The sequence below is a fragment of the Pukyongiella litopenaei genome, from assembly GCF_003008555.2.
Taxonomy (GTDB): Bacteria; Pseudomonadota; Alphaproteobacteria; order Rhodobacterales; family Rhodobacteraceae; genus Pukyongiella; species Pukyongiella litopenaei.
This window is the reverse complement of the sequence record NZ_CP027665.1, coordinates 757,377-777,039: the sequence shown is the minus strand read 5'-3', so window position 1 is coordinate 777,039 and position 19,663 is coordinate 757,377. Positions and strand designations below refer to the sequence as shown.

Here is a 19,663-nt window from a genome sequence, read left to right as displayed (position 1 = left end):
GCGGTTCCCGGCAGGGTGCCGCCGTTCCCCTTGAGGCAGAGATAGATGAACTCCACCGAAACCGGCAGGCCCGAGGCCCGGACGGGACAGGCGAATGCGACGGAAGGTCCCTGGGCCACGGCGCTGCGCAAACTGCGGTGCGACCGGGCGGCGATGACGGCGCTGGTGGTGCTGGTTCTGATCGTCGCGGTCTGTCTGCTGGCCCCGTTCTATGCCCGCCATGTCGCCGTGACCGATCCCTTCGTGACCAATCTCAACGGAACCGTCGTCATCGATGGCGAGGAACGTCCGGTCCTGGAGCCGTCGACCACCGGCCTGGGCCTGGGCCTCACGCCCATCGGGCCGACATGGCGCTTTGGTCCGTTCATGCTGGGGGCTGACAACCAGGGGCGCGATGTCGCGGCGCGGATGCTCTATGGCGGACGGAACTCGCTCTTCATTGCGGCCGCCTCGACTACGCTGTGCCTCGTGCTGGCGACGATCGTGGGCACGACGGCGGGGTTCTTCGGAGGCGTACCCGACACGATCCTGTCGCGCATCCTCGATGTGCTCTGGGCGTTTCCGATCTTCCTGCTGGCCATTTCCCTTTCCATCGTGCTGCTCAACCAGACGCTGTCCATAGGGCCGTTGCGGGTCACATCGGGCTCGCTGGCGCTGCCGATCTTCATCATCGGCATCGTCTACGTCCCCTATGTCGCCCGACCCATTCGCGGTCATGTCCAGACCCTCATGGGCGCCGAGTTCGTCACCGCCGCGGTCGGGCTGGGGGCCTCGCCCTGGCGCATCCTCATCAAGGACATCCTGCCCAATGTGGTGCCCCGGATCGTCGTTTTCCTGCCGTTGATCCTGGCGCTGTCGATGATCATCGAATCGGCGCTGTCCTTCCTCTCGATCGGCGTTCAGCCGCCGGATGCGAGCTGGGGCACGATCATTCAGGACGGTCAGGGATTGCTCTATTCCCGTCCCGTGGTCGCGCTGGCCCCGGGTATCGCCATCGCGGTGACGGTGCTGGCGCTCAACATCTTCGGCGACGGGGTGCGTGACGCGCTCGACCCGAAATCGACCGTGAGGATCGGCTGATGGCCTATGCTCTCGCCGCCCGGATCGGCCAGATGGCGCTGGTCATGTTCGGCATCTCCATCGTCGTCTTCCTGATCTTCTTCGCCACCCCCGGTTCCGATCCCTCGGCACGGATCGCCGGACGCAACGCCAGCCAGGAAACACTGCAGCAGGTGCGTCACGATTTCGGCCTCGACCGTCCGCTGCCGGTGCAATACGGGCTGATGATGAAGAAGCTCTTCGTCACCCGTGACTTGACATCGTTCGTCAACCGCGGCCAGCAGGTCATTCCCACCGTCACCCGCGCCATCCCGATCACCCTGTCGCTCGTTCTCGGCGCCGCAGTCCTGTGGCTGGCCGGCGGGCTGCTGGTCGGGCTGCTCGCCGGGGCGACCAGGGGCAGCTGGGTCGACCGGGGTCTGATGATGATTTCGCTCGCCGGTGTCTCGATGCCTGTCTTCTGGCTGGCCGAGGTTGCCAACCTGGTCAGCCAGAGCCGGTTTCACGACACATGGGCGTTTTCCTGGGTGCCGGCGCTCGGATATGTCCCTTTGGCCGAAGACCCCTTGGGCTGGTTCAAGGCGCTGGTGATCCCGTGGACCGTGCTCGCCACGCTTTATGTCGGTCTGTATGGCCGGGTTCTGCGCGCCAGCCTGATCGAGACGATGCAGGAGGATTTCATCCGCACCGCCCGCGCCAAGGGTATCGGCGAACGCAACGTGCTGCTGCGGCACGGGCTGCGCACTTCGCTGGTGGCGTTCGTGACCATGTTCGGGCTGGATTTCGGCGCGCTCGTGGGCGGCGGGGCGCTGCTGACCGAAGTCGTCTTTGGCCTGCAGGGGGTGGGCAAGCTCACCTATGACGCGATGCAGACGCTCGATCTGCCGATGATCATGGCGACCGTGATCTACGCCTCCTTCTTCGTGGTGATGGCAAATTTCATCGTCGACGTGGTGCATATGTTCCTGGACCCGAGGGTGCGCGATGCCTTCTGAACCGCTGCTCGAGGTCACGGACCTGACCGTGCAATTCCGTTCCGAAGAGGGGCTGGTCGAAGCTGTGCGCGGGGTCTCCTTCTCCGTTGGCCGCAAGGAGATTCTTGGGCTGGTCGGCGAGAGCGGCTCGGGCAAGAGCCAGACGCTGCTGGCGATCATGGGCCTGGTCGACAGTCCCAACGCGGTCCTGAGCGGGTCGATACGGTTCCAGGGGCAGGAGCTCATGGGCCTGTCCCGGCGCGCGCTGGACCGCATCCGTGGCAAGAAGATCGGAATGATCTTTCAGGACCCGATGACTTCGTTGACGCCGGTTCACACCGTCGGCGCGCAGATCGTCGAGACGCTGCGCGCCCATGAGCCGCTGTCGCGCCGTGCCGCGCATGACCGTGCGGTGGAACTGATCGACGCGGTCGGCATTCCGGTCCCGCGCGCCGTGGCCGACCGGTACCCGCACCAGCTCTCGGGCGGGATGCGGCAGCGGGCGGTGATCGCCATGGCGGTGGCCTGCAACCCGGCGCTGCTGCTGGCCGATGAGCCCACGACGGCGCTCGATGTGACCATACAGGCGCAGATCCTCGATCTGATCGGCCGTCTGAGAGAGGATTTCGGATCGTCGGTTATCCTCGTGACCCACGATCTCGGCGTGGTGGCTGAGACATCGGACCGGGTGAACGTGATGTATGCCGGCCGGATCGTCGAGGAGGGGCCGAAGGCGGCCGTGTTTCGCCGGCCGGCGCATCCGTATGCCTGGGGGCTCTTCGGATCGATCCCGCCCTTTGACGGGCCGCGCCCGGCCCGGTTGCAGGCCATTCCCGGGGCGCCGCCGAAGCTGTCGGCGCTGCCCGAGGGCTGCGCCTTTCGACCGCGTTGTCCCCATGCGCATGAAGCCTGCCTGATCGAACCGGGGCTATCAGGTCGCGCCGGTCACCGCAGCGCCTGTGTCCTGCCGGAGGAAACCCGCGCCACCCTGATGCCCGCCCGGGAGGTTGAACGAGGATGACAGATATTGCCGCCACCCCGCTGCTGAAGGCGACGAAACTGTCCAAGGTCTACCGGATCGGCCGCTCGCTGCTGCCATCGCGTCGGCAGCAGGTCCATGCGGTCAACGAGGTTTCGCTCGAGGTCATGCCGGGCGAGACGCTCGGCATCGTGGGTGAATCCGGCTGTGGCAAATCCTCGCTTGGACGATGTCTGATGCGGTTGCAGGACATCACTTCGGGGCAGCTGGAATTCGACGGTCGCGACATTACCCATCTGAGCCCGCGGCGCATTCGCCCGCTCCGGCGCGAGATGCAGATGGTGTTTCAGGATCCTGCCGCATCGCTCAACGCGCGGCGGCGGGTGGGCGATCTTCTGGCCGAACCCTACCGGATTCACGGTATCGGCTCGGGATCGGACATCGACGATAGGGTGAGCGAATTGCTGCGCCGGGTCGGCCTGCGTCCCGAACATGCGTTGCGCTTTCCGCATGAATTCTCGGGCGGCCAGAAACAGCGTATCGGCATCGCGCGGGCGCTCGCGCTCAATCCACGGCTGCTGGTGGCGGATGAACCGGTTTCGGCACTCGATGTCTCGATCCAGGCCCAGATCATCAACCTGCTTGCCGACCTGCGTGAAGAGCTTGGGCTGACCTATATCTTCGTCGCCCACGATCTGGCCGTCGTCCGCCAGATTTCCAATCGCGTGGCCGTCATGTACCTCGGCGCGATTGTCGAAATCGGCGATGCCGACGATGTATTTTCGCGGCCGCGCCATCCCTATACCCGTGTCCTGCGCGACGCCATGCCCCGGCCCAGCCTGTATCCGCCCCGGCGTGCCCGCACCGGTATCGCGGGCGACCTGCCAAGCCCGTTCGCCCTGCCGTCGGGCTGCCCCTATCGCACCAGATGCGCCTTCGCGCAGCCGAAATGCGCCGCGGAGCGGCCAGCATTGACCACCGGTGCCGATGGCCGGGGCGTGGCCTGCCACTTCCCCTTGCGGGACGAGGTGACAGCCGACCCGTAAGGACCGCGCCTGGTCCGGCGCCGGTCAGCGATAGGTGCGGTCCTCCATCGGCGTTGTCTCGATTGCCTCTAGCAGCGCCGTCAGCAGCAGGTCCTCGGCCCGGTTCTTGACCGCCTTGCTGTTCCAGACGACATGGACATCGATGGCGGGCAGGTCGTCATAGGGCGGGAGCTGCCAGAGCAGGCCGTCACGCAGTTCGCGGGCGGCCACATGCACCGGCAGCGGGCCGATGCCGAGCCCGGCGATGATCATGCGCCTGACCTCTTCGAGATGGGTGGACAGGCCGGTGATCCGCTGTCCCAGCTCCGCCTGAGCGCGCATCAGGGTCACCGGCCTGAGCACGTCCTGAAGGCGGTCGGTTTCGAAACTGACCGAGCCGTGCCCGGCAAGATCCGCGAGCGTCAGGTCGTCGCGCCCGAACAGCGGATGCTCGGGGCCGCAGAACAGACCGAAATATTCGCGGTAGAGGCGGCGGTATTCGAGCTTGGGATTGTGGTCGCGCACCAGGCAGACGGCGAATGATGCCCGCTTGGCCATGACCTCGGCAATCGCATCGGCGCTGGAACGCACCTCGAGCGACAGGCGCGCGCGCGGATGTGCACGGTGAAAATCGGCCAGAGCCCGGTCGAACAGCGGGCAGACCACATGGCTGGCCAGTTCGATCTTGACCAGCCCCTGAACCTCGTCGGTCAGTTCGCGCATCAGGGTCGACAGCCGCAGCACCGACCCGTTGATCTCGACCGCCTCGCGATACAGCAGGCGCCCGGCATCGGTCAGGGCGAAATGCCCCGGCGACCGGTTGACCAGCTTGCGGCCGACCCGGTCCTCCAGCCGTTGCAGGGCCGCCGAGACCGAGGGCTGTTTCAGCCGCAACCGCTCTGCCGCTTCGGTGATCGACCGGCTGTCGGCGAGCACCACGAAGGTGCGCAGGAGGTTCCAGTCGAGCTCGCGCGCGATGCGTTCGGGTTCGTAGATCGGGTCGAAATCGGGGTCACGTCCGTCCATAGCTGTCATCTATAGTCGTAATTCTCATTATCTATTTGATCTATGATGGACCGCTTCGCATTGTGCGCGCAAGTCCCGTCAACGCGAGGAAACACATGTCCGTCGAGGCCAGAGAGGCACGCCAGCCCTGGATCCTGCTGTCCCCGGCGCTGGGTGCGGTGATACTGCTGCTTTTCGTGCCGCTGCTCTTCATCGTGGTCTACAGCTTCTGGCTGCGCACGGCGACCGGGGCGGACCAGATCGGGTTCTATCTCGACAACTGGCACGAGGCGCTGACCGACCGGTTCTATCGCGACATCCTGTTCAGCACGCTGCGGATCGCCGCGATCACGACGGTGGTCTGTGCGCTGATGGGGTATCCTGCCGCCTATTTCATCGCCAGATCAAGCGGCAACAAGGTGATCCTGCTGCTGTTGCTGATGCTGCCGTTCTGGATCAGCTACATCATCCGCACGATGAGCTGGATCAACATTCTCGGCGTTTCCGGCGCGTTCAACACGTTTCTGATGTCGATCGGCGTGATCGGCGAGCCGCTGAACATGCTCTACAACGAAACCACGGTGATCCTCGGGCTGGTTCATTTCCTGCTGCCGTTCATGGTGCTCAACGTCTTTGTCAGCCTCGACGGCATCGACACCAATCTCGAGGATGCGGCCAATTCGCTTGGCGCCACCAGGTGGCAGGCGTTTCTGCAGGTGACGCTGCCGCTGTCGCTGCCCGGCCTGGCCGCGGGCGGGCTCTTGTGTTTCGTGCTGGGCGCGGGGACCTATATCACCCCGCTCGTGCTGGGCGGGCCAACCGACGCGATGTTCGCCAACCTGGTGTTCGAGGCGATCATCACCCAGCTGAACTGGCCGCTCGGATCGGCGCTGAGCCTGATGCTGCTGTTCGTTCTCGGCGTGCTGGTGATGATCTACAACCGCTATCTCGGCATGGCGCAACTGATGAAGGGGCTGGGCTGATGGGCTGGGGCTGGCCGCTGATCCGCCTCTGGACCGTGCTGGTCTATGGGTTCATGTTCCTGCCGGTGGCGGTGGTGGTGTTGCTCAGCTTCAACGCCAGCCAGTTCGGCAGCTTCCCGATGACCGGCTTTTCGTTCCGCTGGTTCGTGGAACTGGCGCAAAACGATGCCATCATGCGGGCGTTTCGCACCTCGATCGTGCTGGGGCTGCTGACCGCGCTGATCTCGACGACGCTCGGTGTATTGGCGAGCCTTGCGCTGGTGCGCTACCGGGTGCCGGGGGCCAACGCGATCTCGACCCTGCTGATCGCGCCGATCCTGGTGCCAGAGGTGGTGCTGGCGGTGGCGCTGTTGCTGTTCCTCAACTTCCTCGGGCTGCACAAAAGCTTTGCGCTGCTGCTGTTCGGCCATGTGATCTTTACCCTGCCCTTCGTGATCCTGGTGGTCCAGGCACGGCTGATCGCGATCCGGCGCGATGTCGAGGAGGCGGCGATGAGCCTCGGCGCGAGCCCGGTCCAGACCTTTTTCCAGATCACCCTGCCGCTGATGCTGCCGGCGGTGCTGGCCGGGGCGCTGTTCGCCTTTACCATCAGCTTCGATGACATCACCGGCACGCTGTTCTGGAAACCCGGCGGGGTCGAAACCGTTCCCACCCAGATTTTCGCGATGCTGCGCAATTCGATCAGCCCCGAGATCAATGCGCTTGGCACCGTGATGATCGTCATGACCGTGGGCCTGCCTCTGCTTGGGGCGGCGATCGCACGGCAACTCGCCCGCAAGAGCGGCAGCTAGAACCGCCGGCATACACCACTCAACAAGGAGACCAGGAAATGACACGCAAGATCGACAACACCACGCGCTACGAGAGGTTGCGCGACCGCTACATGAACGGCGATCTGGATCGCCGCAGCTTTCTCGGGCTGGTTGGCGCGGCGGGCGCGGCCTACGGTCTCGTGACGCCGTTCCGGGCGATGGCCCAGGACGTGAAACAGGTGCGGTTCGACGGCTGGGGCGGCGTGGTATCGGAAGCGTTGCGCGCCAATGCCTTCGACCCTTTCACCGCGGCCACCGGGATCGAGGTCGTGGATGGCACCTTTGGCGGCGGCGACGAATACCTGTCGCGGGTCAAGGCCAGCCAGCCCGGCGAATACAACATCGCCCATCTGTCGGGTGTGTTCGACTATGCCCGTTATCACGGGCTGGGGCTGACCGACGAGCTGAACGAAGACAACATACCCAACCTGCAATATATCATCCCGAAGCTGATCGACGTGTTCCGCAAGGTGACCGACGGCAAGCTGAGTTGCGTGCCCTATGACTACGGCACCACCGGGCTGGCCTATAACCGCAAGCATATCTCGGATGACGAGATGAAGGAAAAGGGCGCCAAGATCCTCATCGACGAGGCCCACAAGGGCAAGATCGGCGGCTGGTCCGACTGGCGCACGCGGATGTGGTATGCATCGCTGCAGACCGGGCAGGACCCCAACGGCGTCACCGACGAAGAGGCCTGCTGGGACGCGGTGCGCCAGCATCGCGACCTGGCGCTGAAATACTGGACCTCGGGCGCCGAACTGATGAGCCTGCTGGCGGAAGAGGAAATCCACGTCACCGAGGGCTGGTCGGGCCGCATCTACGCCTTGCAGGAACAGGGCCATGACATCGGTTACATGGATCCGCCCAACGGGTTCGGCTGGCAGGAATGCATGTTCGTCATCAAGGGGTCGCCGATGGAGGCCTGCGAGGAGCTGCTGAACTTCATGCTGGCGCCGGAAACCGCGATCGCCGTGGCCGAGGGGCAGAACTATCCGCCCGCGCTCGATCCGCAGAAGGTCGACCTGGGCGCCAAGATCCCGACCCTGCCGGCCTTCGACCCGACCGGCACGCTCGACGGGCTGACCTTTGCCGATCCGGCCTATTGGAACGGGCACGAGGCCGAATGGTCGAAGACCTATGGCCGCGTGCAGAAGGGCTATTGATGCCAACGCCCCCTCCCGTCGCGGGAGGGGGCCGCTCAGCCGGAGGATACCCCATTGAGCACCGTCATCCTGGACAATGTCGTCAAGCGGTTCGGCACGTTCACCGCCGTGCATCCGACCAGCCTGGAGATACCCGAGGGCACGTTCCTGACGCTTCTTGGCCCTTCGGGATGCGGCAAGACCACCAATCTGCGGATGATCGCGGGGCTGCTGGACCCGACCGAAGGCGAGATACGCATCGGCGGCAAGCGGATGAACGACGTGCCGATCCACAGGCGCAATCTCGGTATCGTGTTCCAGAACTACGCGCTGTTCCCGCACAAGAGCGTGGCCGATAACGTCGCCTTTGGCCTGAAATACCGCGATGTGCCGAAATCCGAGGTTGCCGGCCGGGTGCAGGCGGCGCTGGACCTGGTGCAGCTGCCCGATGTCGGATCACGTTTTCCCAGGGAACTGTCGGGCGGTCAGCAGCAGCGTATCGCGCTGGCTCGCGCCATCGTGATCGAGCCGGATGTGCTGCTGCTGGACGAACCGCTGTCGGCGCTCGACGCCAACCTGCGCGAAGACATGCGCGTCGAACTCAAGCGCATCCAGGACCAGATCGGCGTGACCACGGTCTTCGTGACCCATGACCAGTCCGAGGCGCTGGCCATGTCCGACCAGATCGTGGTGATGAGCGCGGGGCGGGTCGAACAGGTCGGCACGCCGGAGCAGGTCTATAACAGCCCGGCCAGCGAATTCGTGGCCAATTTCCTCGGCGCGTCCAACATCGTCGAAGGCCGCTGCACCGAGGCAGGACCCGACGCGGCGCAGCTCGAGGTGCCGGTGTTCGGCACGGTGTCCGTGCCCGCCGACAAGGCCCCCGGGATCGCCCGCGGCCCGGCCAAGCTGGTGCTGCGGGCCGAGAAACTGCAACTGCTGCCGCAGGGGGCCGAAACCGGCGGCCGGATCACCGCCGAGGCCGTCGTCGAAACCGTCGACTACCAGGGGCAGACCGTGCGCTATTTCATTCGCGCGGGCGACAGGCAGTTTCAGGCGATCAACATGATCGACGGCCATCCCTTTGCCGAGGGCAGCACGGTAACGGCCGCGTTCCGTCCGGTGGATTGCGCCGGCCTGCCGGGGGGCTGAGATGAGCAACCTGTTCTATCAGGGGCGCGGGCGCAAACGGGTGCTGGACCAAGCGCGCGGCGTCTATATGTGGGACAAGAACGGGCGGCGGTATCTCGACGGCTCGTCCGGTGCCATGGTCTGCAACATCGGCCATTCCAACGAAAACGTGCTGGCGGCAATGCAGCGGCAGATGGAGAAGTCGACTTTTGGCTACCGGCTGCATTTCGAAACCGAGGCATCGGAACGGCTGGCGGCGCGGCTGGCCGGAAAGATGCCCGGCGGGCTGAACCGCGTTTTTTTCGTCTCGGGCGGGTCCGAGGCGGTGGAAACCGCCATCAAGCTGGCGCGGCAACATGCGCTCGCCATCGGCGAAGGCAGCCGCTGGAAGATCATTTCGCGCGCGCCGTCCTATCATGGCTGCACGCTGGGCGCGCTGGCCACCACCGGTTACGCGCCGCTGACCGAGCCGTTCGAGCCGCTGATGCGGGTGATGCCCAAGATCCCCGCGCCGCGGGCCTATCTGGACGGGCTGGACCCGGCCGACCCCGAAACGGGGCGGCATTATGCCGACATGCTGGCGGCGCGGATCGAGGCCGAGGGCGCCGACAGCGTGCTGGGGTTCATCGTCGAACCGGTCGGGGGCGCGTCGACCGGGGCGCTGGTGCCGCCCGAAGGCTATCTCGAGCGGGTGCGCGCGATCTGCGACGATTACGGCGTGCTGATGATCATGGACGAGGTGATGACCGGGGCCGGGCGGACCGGTGCCTTTCTGGGCGGCGATCACTGGGGGGTGCGGCCCGACATCGTGGTGATGTCCAAGGGGATCGGGTCGGGCTATGCGCCGCTGGGCGCGATGATTGCCGATGACCGGCTGGTCGGCCCGGTGCTCGATGCGGGCGGGTTTGCACATGGGTTCACCTATGCCGGGAACCCGCTGGCCTGCGCCGCGGGGCTGGCGGTGCTGGAAGAGATCGACCGGCAGGACCTGTGCGGCAACGCCGCAGTGATGGGCGACAGGCTGCTGGCGCGGCTGCACGGGCTGATGCAGCGGCACGAGATCATCGGCGACGTGCGCGGCAAGGGCCTGCTCACCGCCTTCGAGTTCATGGCGGACCGGGTGACCGGGGCGCCCTTGCCCCGGGCGCTGAACGCCTATCAGCGGTTCGTCGACATCGCCTATGATCGCGGGCTGATCGTCTATTCCCGGCGGACGCGGGACGGGATCGACGGCGACCATGTGCTGGTCTGCCCGCCGCTGATCCTGAACGAGAGCCATATCGACGAGATCATCGACGGCCTGGACGGGTCGCTGACCGAATTCGCGGCCGAGATCGCGCCGGTGCTGAAGGCCGGGTGACATGTCGAAGATACTGATCACCTGCGCGATCACCGGCTCGATCCACACGCCGTCGATGTCACCCCATCTGCCGGTGACGGCCGATGACATCGCGGATCAGGCGATCGGGGCGGCCGGGGCCGGGGCGGCGATCCTGCATCTGCACGCGCGCAACCCCGACACCGGGCAACCCTCGGCCGATGCCGCCCATTTCATGGCCTTCCTGCCGCGGATCGCGGGGGCGACCGATGCCGTGCTGAACATCACCACCGGCGGCAGCGCGGTGATGACGCTGGAGGAACGGCTGGCGGCCCCGAAACGGGCCGAACCCGAGATGTGCAGCCTCAACATGGGGTCGATGAATTTCGCGCTCTACCCGGCGGCGGCGCGGATCAGCGATTGGCGACATGACTGGGAAAAACCCTTTCTCGACAACTCGGACGATCTGGTGTTCAAGAACACGCCGCGCGACATTGCCGCGATCCTGCGGATGATGGGGGCAGAACGTGGCGCGCGGTTCGAGTTCGAATGCTATGACGTGGGGCATCTCTACATGCTGCGGCATTTCGCCGACCGGGGGCTGGTCGAGCCGCCGTTCTTCATCCAGTTCGTCTTTGGCGTTCTCGGCGGGATCGGGCCCGACCCCGAGAACCTTGCCCATATGAAACGCATCGCCGACAAGCTGTTCGGGCAGGATTACCTGTTCTCGGTCCTCGCCGCCGGTCGGCACCAGATGCCGTTCGCGTCGATGGCGGCGGCCATGGGCGGGCATGTGCGCGTCGGACTGGAGGACAGCCTGATGATCGCCCGTGGCCGGCTGGCCCGGAACAATGCCGAACAGGTGACACGGATCCGCGGCATCGTCGAAGCGCTGGGTCGCGAGGTGGCGACGCCGGAAGACGCCCGCCGCATGCTCGGGCTCAAGGGCGCGGCGGGGACGGCGATCCGATGACGGCCAGCATCCGGCAGGCGGTGCGGTCCGACGCGGAACGGCTGGACGCCGCACTGGCGGCACTGGCAGGTGATCTCGGCGATCCCTATCGCGCCACCCCGGCCGGCCTCGAACGGGCCGGGTGGGGGCGGGCGCCTGCCTTTCGCGCGCAGATCGCCGAGGCCGGGACAGACTTGGCAGGGCTGGCGCTCTATTCGCCCGGCCTGTCGACGGTCATGGGCGGGCCGGGGCTCTATGTCTCGGATCTCTGGGTTGCGCCGGGGCACCGGTCGGACGGGCTCGGGCAGCGGCTGCTGGCGGCGGCCTTTGCCGATGCCGCCCATGTCTGGGGCGCGTGTTTCCTGCGGTTGCAGGTCTATGACCGTTCCCCCGCGGCCCGCCGCTTCTATGACCGGCTGGGTTTTGTTCCGTCCACCGGCCACACCGACCTGTTCTTGGACGAGGCCGGATGCGCGGCCTTGAAAGGAGAGACATGAAAGCCGTTTTCGACGATCGCCAATGGCGCCACGACCCCAAACACTTCATGGCCAACGGGGCGATACTGCCCAACCCGGAACAGCCGCGCCGGATCGAGGTGCTGCGCGCCGCCGCCGAGGCGGCGGGCTGCGTGTTCCAGCCGCCGGCGGATGCCGGCCCGGGTCCGATTGCCGCGGTTCACACCCCGGAATACCTGGCGTTCCTGGAAAACATCTACCCGCGCTGGCGCCGCATCGAGGGCGCGGGCGACGAGGTGATCCCCAACATCCACCCGGCCAACCGTGGCGACGGCTACCCGAAATCGGCGGTCGGCCAGGCGGGGTATCATCAGGCCGATACCGCCTGTCCCATCGCCGAGGGCACCTGGGACGCCGCCTATTGGTCGGCCCAGAGCGCGATCACGGGGGCCGACCTGATCGCGGAAGGGAACAGCCGCGCCGTCTATGCGCTGTCGCGGCCGCCGGGGCATCATGCCTTTGCCGATCTCGCCGGGGGGTTCTGTTTTCTCAACAATTCCGGCATCGCCGCCGAACGGCTGCGCGGCAAAGGGTTTCGCCCGGCCATTCTCGATGTGGACGTGCATCACGGCAACGGCACGCAGGGCATGTTCTATGACCGCGATGACGTGCTGACGGTATCGGTTCACGCCGACCCCGCGCGGTTCTATCCGTTCTTCTGGGGCCATGCGCAGGAACGCGGGGCGGGCCGTGGCCTCGGCTGCAACCTGAACCTGCCGCTGCCGCGCGGCACAGGCGATGCCGACTACCTCGCCACGCTGGCCACGGCGCTGGCGCGGGTGCGCAGCTTCGGGACGGATGCGCTGGTGGTCGCGCTCGGGCTCGATGCCTCGGTCGACGATCCGTTCCAGGGGCTGGCGGTGACGCAGGACGGCTTTGCCCGCATCGGCGCGGCGCTGGCCGCCACCGGGCTGCCGGTGCTCTTTGTCCAGGAGGGCGGATACCTGTCGGACACGCTGGGTGCGAACCTGACGCGGACCCTGACCGGGTTCCAGGAGGGCGCATGAGCCCTTCGGATGTCATCGTCATCGGCGGCGGTATCGCCGGGATCGGCGCGGGCGCGGAACTGGCGGCGGGGATGTCGGTCTGCGTGCTGGAGGCGGAACCCCGGCTGGGATATCACGCCACCGGCCGTTCGGCGGCGATCTTCATCCGCAATTACGGCAACGCGACGCTGCGCGCGCTCAATGCCGCCTCGGCGGGATTTCTCGAAACCCCGGAAGGGGTATCCGATCGCAGCCTGCTGACCCCGCGCGGCGAATTGCTGGTGGCGACCGAGGCGGAACTGGGCGATCTTGAAACCTATGGCGCCGGTGCCGAGGGGCTGGAATGGCTGACGGCCGCGCAGGCTGTCGACCTGGTGCCCATCCTGCGGCCCGAGATCATCGCCGCCGCCACGATCGAATGGGACGCGCAGGATATCGACGTGGACCGGATGCTCGCGGGATATGCCCGGCTGCTGAAACATCGTGGCGGGCAGATCGAAACCGGCGCGCGGGTATCGGCGATCCGACGCGAGGCGGGGCTGTGGCAGGTCACGGCGGGAGGGCGGGACTATCGCGCACCGGTGATCGTCAATGCCGCCGGTGCCTGGGCCACCGAGGTGGCGAAACTGGCCGGCGCCCGGCCGGTTCCGCTGCGCCCGCTGCGCCGTACGGCGGCGATACTGCCCGCGCCCGCGCTCCATGACGTGAGAAACTGGCCGCTGTTCTCCTCGGCGTCGGAAAGCTGGTATGCCAAGCCCGAGGCCGGCAAGCTGATGGTCAGCCCGGCGGACGAGGACCCGGTCGAGCCACAGGATGCCTGGGCGGATGACATGGTCCTGGCCGAGGGGCTGCACCGGTTTGAACAGGCGGTGACCATGCCCGTCACCCGTGTCGAACACAGCTGGGCCGGGCTGCGCAGTTTCACCCCGGATCGCAGCCCCGCCGTCGGCTTCGATCCCGGCTGCGAGGGGTTCTTCTGGCTGGCCGGGCAGGGCGGATATGGCGTCCAGACTGCGCCGGTGCTATCCCGCCTGACGATGGAGCTCGTGACCGGTGCCACGCCGGGCCTTCCCGACAGCGTGCTCGAGGCTCTGTCGCCCGACCGTTTCCACCCCTGACCGAAAGAGAGCAGCAATGACCGACATTACCCGAAGCCATACAGGCGCGCGCATGAGCCAGATCGTGACCCATGGCGATACGATCTATCTGGCCGGGCAGGTGGGCACCGCCGGCGCCAGCGTGACGCGCCAGACCGAGGAATGCCTGGAAAAGATAGACACGCTGCTGGCCGAGGCCGGCTCGGACAGGTCGCGGATCCTGCAATGCACCATCTGGCTGGCCGACATGGCGGATTTCGCCGAGATGAACGCGGTCTGGGATGCCTGGGTGCCGGCAGGACAGGCCCCCGCGCGCGCCTGCGGCGAAGCACGCCTGGCGACGCCGGACTACAAGGTCGAGTTCATCGTCGTGGCGGCCAGATCCTAGTCCCGCCCGGCCCGGATCGAAGAGAATGCGGCAGGCCCACGGGTGTTACCCCGGGCACCGCCGCATGATCGGCGGCATGATCGACCGGGCCGCAGGCCAACGGTTGTATCGCGACCGGGTGATCCGGGCTCGGAACATGACCATGTTCCCCGGCGCGCCCGTATCCTTCAGCCGCATTTCGAGTGGCCGCAGCTGGCGCAGGTCATGCAGCCTTCGATCATGCGCATTTCATACTGGCCGCAGGCGGGGCAGGGTTTGCCGCGTCCGCCGGTCATGTTGACCACCTGTGCCTGGGGGTCGGATTTCAGGCCCATGCCCTCACCTTCGATGAACCCGATCGAGATCAGGTGCCGCTCGATCACGCCGCCGATGGCCGCGAGGATCGACGGGACGTATTTGCCGCCCATCCAGGCGCCGCCGCGCGGGTCGAACACCGCCTTGAGTTCCTCGACCACGAAGGACACGTCGCCGCCGCGCCGGAACACCGCCGAGATCATCCGGGTGAGCGCCACGGTCCAGGCGAAATGCTCCATGTTCTTGGAGTTGATAAACACCTCGAACGGCCGCCGCCGCCCGCCGACGATGATGTCGTTGATGGTGATGTAGATGGCATGTTCGCTGTCGGGCCATTTCAGCTTGTAGGTATGGCCTTCGAGCGCCTGCGGCCGGTCCAGCGGTTCGGACATGTAGATGACATCGCCATGTGGGGTTTGGGGTTCGCCCTCTGAACTATTAAAGATCTCAGGTGCTTCAGTTCCAAAGACAATCCATTCCGCGGCAACCCCCAAATGGCCAGCGGCTGCTTCCGCTACCCGCAAGCTGATTTCCTTAACATCGCGTTCGATTTCGCTGATGTATGGGCCGCTAAAGCCAGCAAGATCACCCAACTCTGCAAGCGTCAGGCCCTTGGCCTTTCGAGCTTTTCTCAAACGTTCGCCGGCAGTTTTTGCGCTGTCCTCCGCCACACTCAACACGCTCCCCGTCACCTCGTTCGGCCGGTAGGTGGTGCAGCCCTTGCAGCCCGTGTCCCAGGCCTGCATGTAGACATCCTTGAAATCCTCGAAAGAGATATCTTCGGGGCAGTTGATGGTCTTGGAAATGCTCGAATCCACCCATTTCTGCGCCGCCGCCTGCATCCGCACATGCTCGGACGGGGTCAGGGTCTGGGCGTTGACGAAATGGTCGGGCAGGGCCGCGTCACCGAACCGGTCGCGCCACATCTGCACCGCGTAGTCGATCACCTCTTCCTCGGTTCTGCTGCCATCCTTCTGCAGCACCTTGCGGGTGTAGGAATAGGCAAAGACCGGCTCGATCCCGGAACTGACATTGCCCGCATAGAGGCTGATCGTCCCGGTGGGCGCGATCGAGGTCAGCAGCGCGTTGCGGATGCCGTGTTCAGCCACGGCGGCGCGCACATCGTCATCCATCGCCTGCATGGTGCCGCTGGCCAGGTATTTCCCGGCATCGAACAGCGGAAACGCCCCCTTTTCCTTCGCCAATTGCACCGACGCCAGATAGGCGGCGCGGGCGATTGCGCGCAACCAGCGTTCGGTCTGACGCGCCGCTTCCTCCGAGCCATAGCGCAGCCCGGCCATCAGCAGCGCGTCGGCCAGTCCGGTGACGCCCAGCCCGATGCGGCGCTTGGCCTGTGCCTCGGCCGCCTGTTCGGGCAGCGGAAACCGCGATATGTCGACCACGTTGTCCATCATCCGCACCGCCGTCGCGACCAGTCCGGACAGCGCGTCCTCGTCCAGCCGCGCGCCGGGGCCGAACGGGTCGGCCACCAGCCGCGCCAGGTTGACCGAGCCCAGCAGGCAGGCGCCATAGGGGGGCAGGGGCTGTTCGCCGCAGGGATTGGTGGCGGCGATGGTTTCGCAATAGGCCAGGTTGTTGGCGGCGTTGATCCGGTCGATGAAGATCACGCCCGGTTCGGCATAGTCATAGGTCGCCTGCATGATCCGGTTCCACAGGTCGCGCGCCTGCACCGTGTGATAGATCTTGCCGTCGAAATGCAGCTCCCACGCGGCGTCGGCCTTGACCGCGTCCATGAAGGCATCGCTCACCAGCACCGACATGTTGAACATGCGCAGCCGCGCCGGGTCGGATTTGGCGTCGATGAAGTCGCCGATATCGGGGTGGTCGCAGCGCATGGTGGCCATCATCGCGCCGCGCCGCGAACCGGCCGACATGATGGTGCGGCACATGGCGTCCCAGACATCCATGAACGACAGCGGGCCCGACGCATCGGCCGCGACCCCGTGCACATCCGCCCCGCGCGGCCGGATGGTCGAGAAATCATAACCGATGCCGCCGCCCTGCTGCATCGTCAGCGCGGCTTCCTTCAGCATGTCGAAAATGCCGCCCATGCTGTCGGGGACGGTGCCCATCACGAAGCAGTTGAACAGCGTCACCGACCGCGCGGTGCCCGCCCCGGCGGTGATCCGCCCGGCGGGCAGGAACCGGAAATCCTCGAGCGCCGCATAAAACGCGTTTTCCCAATGCTCGGGATCGTCCTCGATCCGGGCGAGATCGCGGGCGATGCGCCGCCAGGTATCCTCGACGCTCTGGTCGATCGGCGTGCCGTCGCTGTGCTTGAACCGGTACTTCATGTCCCAGATCTGCTCGGCAATGGGGGCGGCGAAACGGCTCATGGCGTGATTCTCTTGAGGCTTGGGCTGACAGCGGAGCGGCAGGATAGCGCGGTTGAACCGGTCTTTCCACAACAGTTTGCTTCATGCGGCCGCCTGCCTACAATATAGGCGGTGAAAGGGGCGATTCCCAATGAATGCGCAGGTCAATCTCGTCAAACTGTCCGTCGGCTCGGAAAGCGTCGAGTCGCTGGAGGCGTGGCAGCAGACCCGGCGGGCGCAGATGCTGGACGGCCTGCCGCGCCATGTCACCCGCATGTGGCCCCGGCGCGGCGCCGAAATCCTGAACGGCGGGTCGATCTACTGGGTGATCAAGGGGCTGATCCAGTGCCGCCAGCGCATCCTGCGGCTGGACGAGGCGACCGGCGAGGACGGCGTGCGCCGCTGCGCCATCGTGCTCGACCCGGACCTGCATCGCACGCAGACCGCCCAGCGCCGCCCGTTCCAGGGCTGGCGGTATCTCGACCCGGCGGACAGCCCGCCCGACCTGCCGCGCGACCGTGGCACTGACGACGACCTGCCCGAGGACATGAACCGCGCGCTGGCGGAAATCGGCGTGCTCTGAGCGCCGGGTCCGGCGATCCGCGCGATCTCTCGGAAACGGGCGGTGACCCCGGTCAGGCCGCCCGAAAACGCGCGGTGGCCGGGTCCACGGCGTAGCGCGGCACATAGAGGCCGCTGGACCGGCTCAGGTCGTTCACGCTGTCGATGATGAACCGCACCGTGTTCTCGTCCATCAGATAGCTGAAGTTCAGCCGCACCCAGCCGGGCTTGCGCATTTCCTGACCGGCGGCCAGGTCGGCATGCAGCGCCTCGGATTCCGTGCGGTCGATCCCCAGCAGGCGGTGCGCGTAGGGTCCGGCACAGGCACAGCCGCCACGCGCCTGGATGCCGTAGACATCGCTGAGCATGCGGGTGAACAGCTGCTGGTGCACCGGGTTGCCGTCACCGTCGCGCACGAGAAAGGAAAAGATCGGCAACCGGTGCGGATGGTCCGCCCCCAGCAGCGTCAGGTGCGGATTGTCGCGCCAGCCCTCCAGCGCCATCGCGTTGAACCGCGCCTCGCGCCGCGCGATGGTCTCCGCCCCCACGGCCTCCTTGACCAGAAAGGCGAGCGCGGCGCGGATGTCGCCGACGACATTCGGGGTGCCGGCCTCTTCCCGCGCGGACAGATCGTCCACATAATCATGCCGCCAGGGCGACACGAAGGACACGGTGCCGCCGCCCGGCCAGGACGGGCAGCTGCGGCGGACGGCGCACCGGTTGACGATCAGGATGCCCGAGGCTCCGGGCCCGCCGGGAAACTTGTGCGGCGACACCACGATCGCATCCTTGGGCGCATCGGTGCCATGGCCGATATCGATCGGCAGGTAGGGGCCGCCGCCGGCATAGTCCCAGACCGCGAGCGCGCCATGGGCCTTCAGCAGCCGGGTCACGGCGTCGGTGTCGGTGACGATGCCGGTGACGTTCGAGGCGGCGGAAAAGGCGCCGATCAACAGGTCCGAGCCGGCATTGGCGCGCAGTTCGCGGGCCAGCATGTCGAGGTCGGGGCCGCCTTCGGGCGCTTCGCCGATCTCGACGATCCGGGCCCGGCTTTCGCGCCAGGGCAGGATGTTCGAATGATGTTCGTAGGGGCCGATGAACACGACCGGGTCGGTGGCCTCGTTCACGCCAAAGAGGCTGACCAGCCGGTTCAGCCCCGCGGTTGCGCCCGATCCGGCAAAGATCACCGCGTCCTGTGCGCCCGCACCGGTCGCGCGGGCAATCTCGGCCCGCGCCGCGCGCCGCAGCCGGGTCATCTGCGCACCGCAATAGGAGGCCTCGGTATGGCTGTTGGCGTAATAGGGCAGCACCTGTTCGGCCACGAAATCCTCAACCTGACGCATCGCCCGGCCCGATGCGACATAATCGGCATAGACCAGCGGGATGTCGCCGTTCAGGCCGGGGATCATCACGCCTTCGCCGATCAGCCCGTCGCGCAACCTGTCGGCGCGGGCCTGCTGGCAAAGCATGTCACGAAAGGCAGAAAAGGGATCGTAGGTCATTGGGGGGCTCGTCACGGATAAACTGGTATGTCGATTATGCCTCTTCTGCCCCAAGAAGCCTCACATTTCTCAGCGTTGATTGCTGCGATGGGGTGTCATATGATCGAAGGATGAAGAAAGATGTAGATCGAATTGATCGCCTGATCCTGCGAGCGTTGCAGCAGGATGCGTCGCTGTCGCAGCGGGAGCTGGCCGAGAAGGTGGGGCTGAGCCAGAATGCCTGCTGGCGGCGGCTCAAGGCGCTGACCGCGAACGGGCTGCTGCTGGGATCGACGGCGCGGATCGACCGCCGTGCGCTTGGGCTCGACCTCGTGGTGTTCGTGATGCTGCGCACGCGGCACCATTCGGCCGACTGGCTGCGCGATTTCCGCCGTCATGTGCTGACCATTCCCGAGGTGGTGGATTTCCATCGGATCGGCGGCGACTACGATTACCAGCTCAAGGTGGTGACGCAGGACATGGCCAGCTATGACCGGGTCTATCAGCGGCTGATCGCGGGGGTCGAACTCGACAGCGTGACCTCGTATTTCACGATGGAGGCAATAGCCGAGGGCCGGCCGCTTCCGCTCTGATCGGCCAAGCCCCGCCTTGCCCCGCTGCG

Annotated in this window: 19 protein-coding genes; 16 read left to right on the top strand and 3 right to left on the bottom strand. The window is 66.1% G+C overall.

Translation table 11 applies throughout. The annotated features are described in order from the left end of the window. Positions 1-45 precede the first annotated feature (45 nt). From C6Y53_RS03890 to C6Y53_RS03875, 4 genes are read left to right on the top strand one after another with little or no spacing between them, the layout of a single operon-like run. Complete coding sequence (locus C6Y53_RS03890) at positions 46-1,080, top strand: ABC transporter permease (protein WP_106471226.1); 1,035 nt, start codon at positions 46-48, stop codon at positions 1,078-1,080. Next, positions 1,080-2,054 carry an ABC transporter permease gene (locus C6Y53_RS03885; protein WP_106471225.1) on the top strand — a complete coding sequence of 325 codons (975 nt, stop codon included), beginning with the start codon at positions 1,080-1,082 and terminating at the stop codon, positions 2,052-2,054. Before C6Y53_RS03890 ends, C6Y53_RS03885 begins: the two co-directional genes overlap by 1 nt. Further along, positions 2,044-3,054, top strand: a complete 1,011-nt coding sequence (locus tag C6Y53_RS03880) for an ABC transporter ATP-binding protein (RefSeq protein ID WP_106471224.1) — start codon at positions 2,044-2,046, stop codon at positions 3,052-3,054. The genes C6Y53_RS03885 and C6Y53_RS03880 overlap by 11 nt, the downstream gene beginning before the upstream one ends. Continuing rightward, complete coding sequence (locus tag C6Y53_RS03875) at positions 3,051-4,058, top strand: ABC transporter ATP-binding protein (protein WP_106471223.1); 1,008 nt, start codon at positions 3,051-3,053, stop codon at positions 4,056-4,058. Before C6Y53_RS03880 ends, C6Y53_RS03875 begins: the two co-directional genes overlap by 4 nt. Positions 4,059-4,082: 24 nt before the next feature. Here the strand turns inward: C6Y53_RS03875 and C6Y53_RS03870 are convergent, their stop codons facing one another. Beyond that, entirely contained in the window at positions 4,083-5,063 is a 981-nt protein-coding gene (locus C6Y53_RS03870) for a LysR family transcriptional regulator (RefSeq protein WP_106471222.1), read from the bottom strand. A 95-nt stretch (positions 5,064-5,158) separates the two neighbouring features. Here C6Y53_RS03870 and C6Y53_RS03865 point away from each other — a divergent pair, with 95 nt between their 5' ends. The 10 genes from C6Y53_RS03865 to C6Y53_RS03820 are packed head-to-tail and all read left to right on the top strand — an operon-like array spanning position 5,159 to position 14,369. Next, complete coding sequence (locus C6Y53_RS03865) at positions 5,159-6,025, top strand: ABC transporter permease (RefSeq protein WP_106471221.1); 867 nt, start codon at positions 5,159-5,161, stop codon at positions 6,023-6,025. After that, complete coding sequence (locus C6Y53_RS03860) at positions 6,025-6,816, top strand: ABC transporter permease (protein ID WP_106471220.1); 792 nt, start codon at positions 6,025-6,027, stop codon at positions 6,814-6,816. The genes C6Y53_RS03865 and C6Y53_RS03860 overlap by 1 nt, the downstream gene beginning before the upstream one ends. Positions 6,817-6,854: 38 nt before the next feature. Next, complete coding sequence (locus C6Y53_RS03855; RefSeq protein ID WP_244614933.1) at positions 6,855-8,003, top strand: ABC transporter substrate-binding protein; 1,149 nt, start codon at positions 6,855-6,857, stop codon at positions 8,001-8,003. Positions 8,004-8,057: 54 nt separating this feature from the next. Further along, positions 8,058-9,134, top strand: coding sequence for an ABC transporter ATP-binding protein (locus C6Y53_RS03850; RefSeq protein ID WP_106471219.1), 1,077 nt, complete (start codon positions 8,058-8,060; stop codon positions 9,132-9,134). A gap of 1 nt (position 9,135) precedes the next feature. Continuing rightward, the gene (locus C6Y53_RS03845; RefSeq protein WP_106471218.1) at positions 9,136-10,473 is read left to right on the top strand and encodes an aminotransferase family protein; all 1,338 of its coding nucleotides are present in this window, start codon (positions 9,136-9,138) and stop codon (positions 10,471-10,473) included. A 1-nt stretch (position 10,474) separates the two neighbouring features. Then, positions 10,475-11,404: a 3,5-dioxohexanoate:acetyl-CoA acetone transferase gene (gene kce / locus C6Y53_RS03840; protein ID WP_106471217.1), complete on the top strand. Its 930-nt coding sequence runs from the start codon at positions 10,475-10,477 to the stop codon at positions 11,402-11,404. Then, positions 11,401-11,880: a GNAT family N-acetyltransferase gene (locus C6Y53_RS03835; RefSeq protein WP_106471216.1), complete on the top strand. Its 480-nt coding sequence runs from the start codon at positions 11,401-11,403 to the stop codon at positions 11,878-11,880. The genes kce and C6Y53_RS03835 overlap by 4 nt, the downstream gene beginning before the upstream one ends. Further along, positions 11,877-12,905 carry a histone deacetylase family protein gene (locus C6Y53_RS03830; protein WP_106471215.1) on the top strand — a complete coding sequence of 343 codons (1,029 nt, stop codon included), beginning with the start codon at positions 11,877-11,879 and terminating at the stop codon, positions 12,903-12,905. The genes C6Y53_RS03835 and C6Y53_RS03830 overlap by 4 nt, the downstream gene beginning before the upstream one ends. Next, entirely contained in the window at positions 12,902-14,002 is a 1,101-nt protein-coding gene (locus tag C6Y53_RS03825; protein ID WP_106471214.1) for an NAD(P)/FAD-dependent oxidoreductase, read from the top strand. Before C6Y53_RS03830 ends, C6Y53_RS03825 begins: the two co-directional genes overlap by 4 nt. A 16-nt stretch (positions 14,003-14,018) precedes the next feature. Further along, positions 14,019-14,369 (top strand): RidA family protein, encoded by a 351-nt coding sequence (locus tag C6Y53_RS03820; protein ID WP_106471213.1) that lies wholly within the window; start codon positions 14,019-14,021, stop codon positions 14,367-14,369. Positions 14,370-14,536: 167 nt separating this feature from the next. Here the strand turns inward: C6Y53_RS03820 and C6Y53_RS03815 are convergent, their stop codons facing one another. Beyond that, positions 14,537-17,020 carry an adenosylcobalamin-dependent ribonucleoside-diphosphate reductase gene (locus C6Y53_RS03815; RefSeq protein ID WP_106471212.1) on the bottom strand — a complete coding sequence of 828 codons (2,484 nt, stop codon included), beginning with the start codon at positions 17,018-17,020 and terminating at the stop codon, positions 14,537-14,539. A gap of 130 nt (positions 17,021-17,150) precedes the next feature. Here C6Y53_RS03815 and C6Y53_RS03810 point away from each other — a divergent pair, with 130 nt between their 5' ends. Then, positions 17,151-17,582, top strand: a complete 432-nt coding sequence (locus C6Y53_RS03810) for a DUF1489 family protein (protein ID WP_106471211.1) — start codon at positions 17,151-17,153, stop codon at positions 17,580-17,582. Between the two features lie 52 nt (positions 17,583-17,634). On the opposite strand, the gene C6Y53_RS03805 is transcribed toward C6Y53_RS03810, so the two are convergent. Then, entirely contained in the window at positions 17,635-19,062 is a 1,428-nt protein-coding gene (locus C6Y53_RS03805) for an aminotransferase class V-fold PLP-dependent enzyme (RefSeq protein WP_106471210.1), read from the bottom strand. 110 nt (positions 19,063-19,172) lie between these two features. Here C6Y53_RS03805 and C6Y53_RS03800 point away from each other — a divergent pair, with 110 nt between their 5' ends. Beyond that, positions 19,173-19,634 carry an Lrp/AsnC family transcriptional regulator gene (locus tag C6Y53_RS03800; RefSeq protein ID WP_106471209.1) on the top strand — a complete coding sequence of 154 codons (462 nt, stop codon included), beginning with the start codon at positions 19,173-19,175 and terminating at the stop codon, positions 19,632-19,634. Positions 19,635-19,663: the final 29 nt, after the last annotated feature.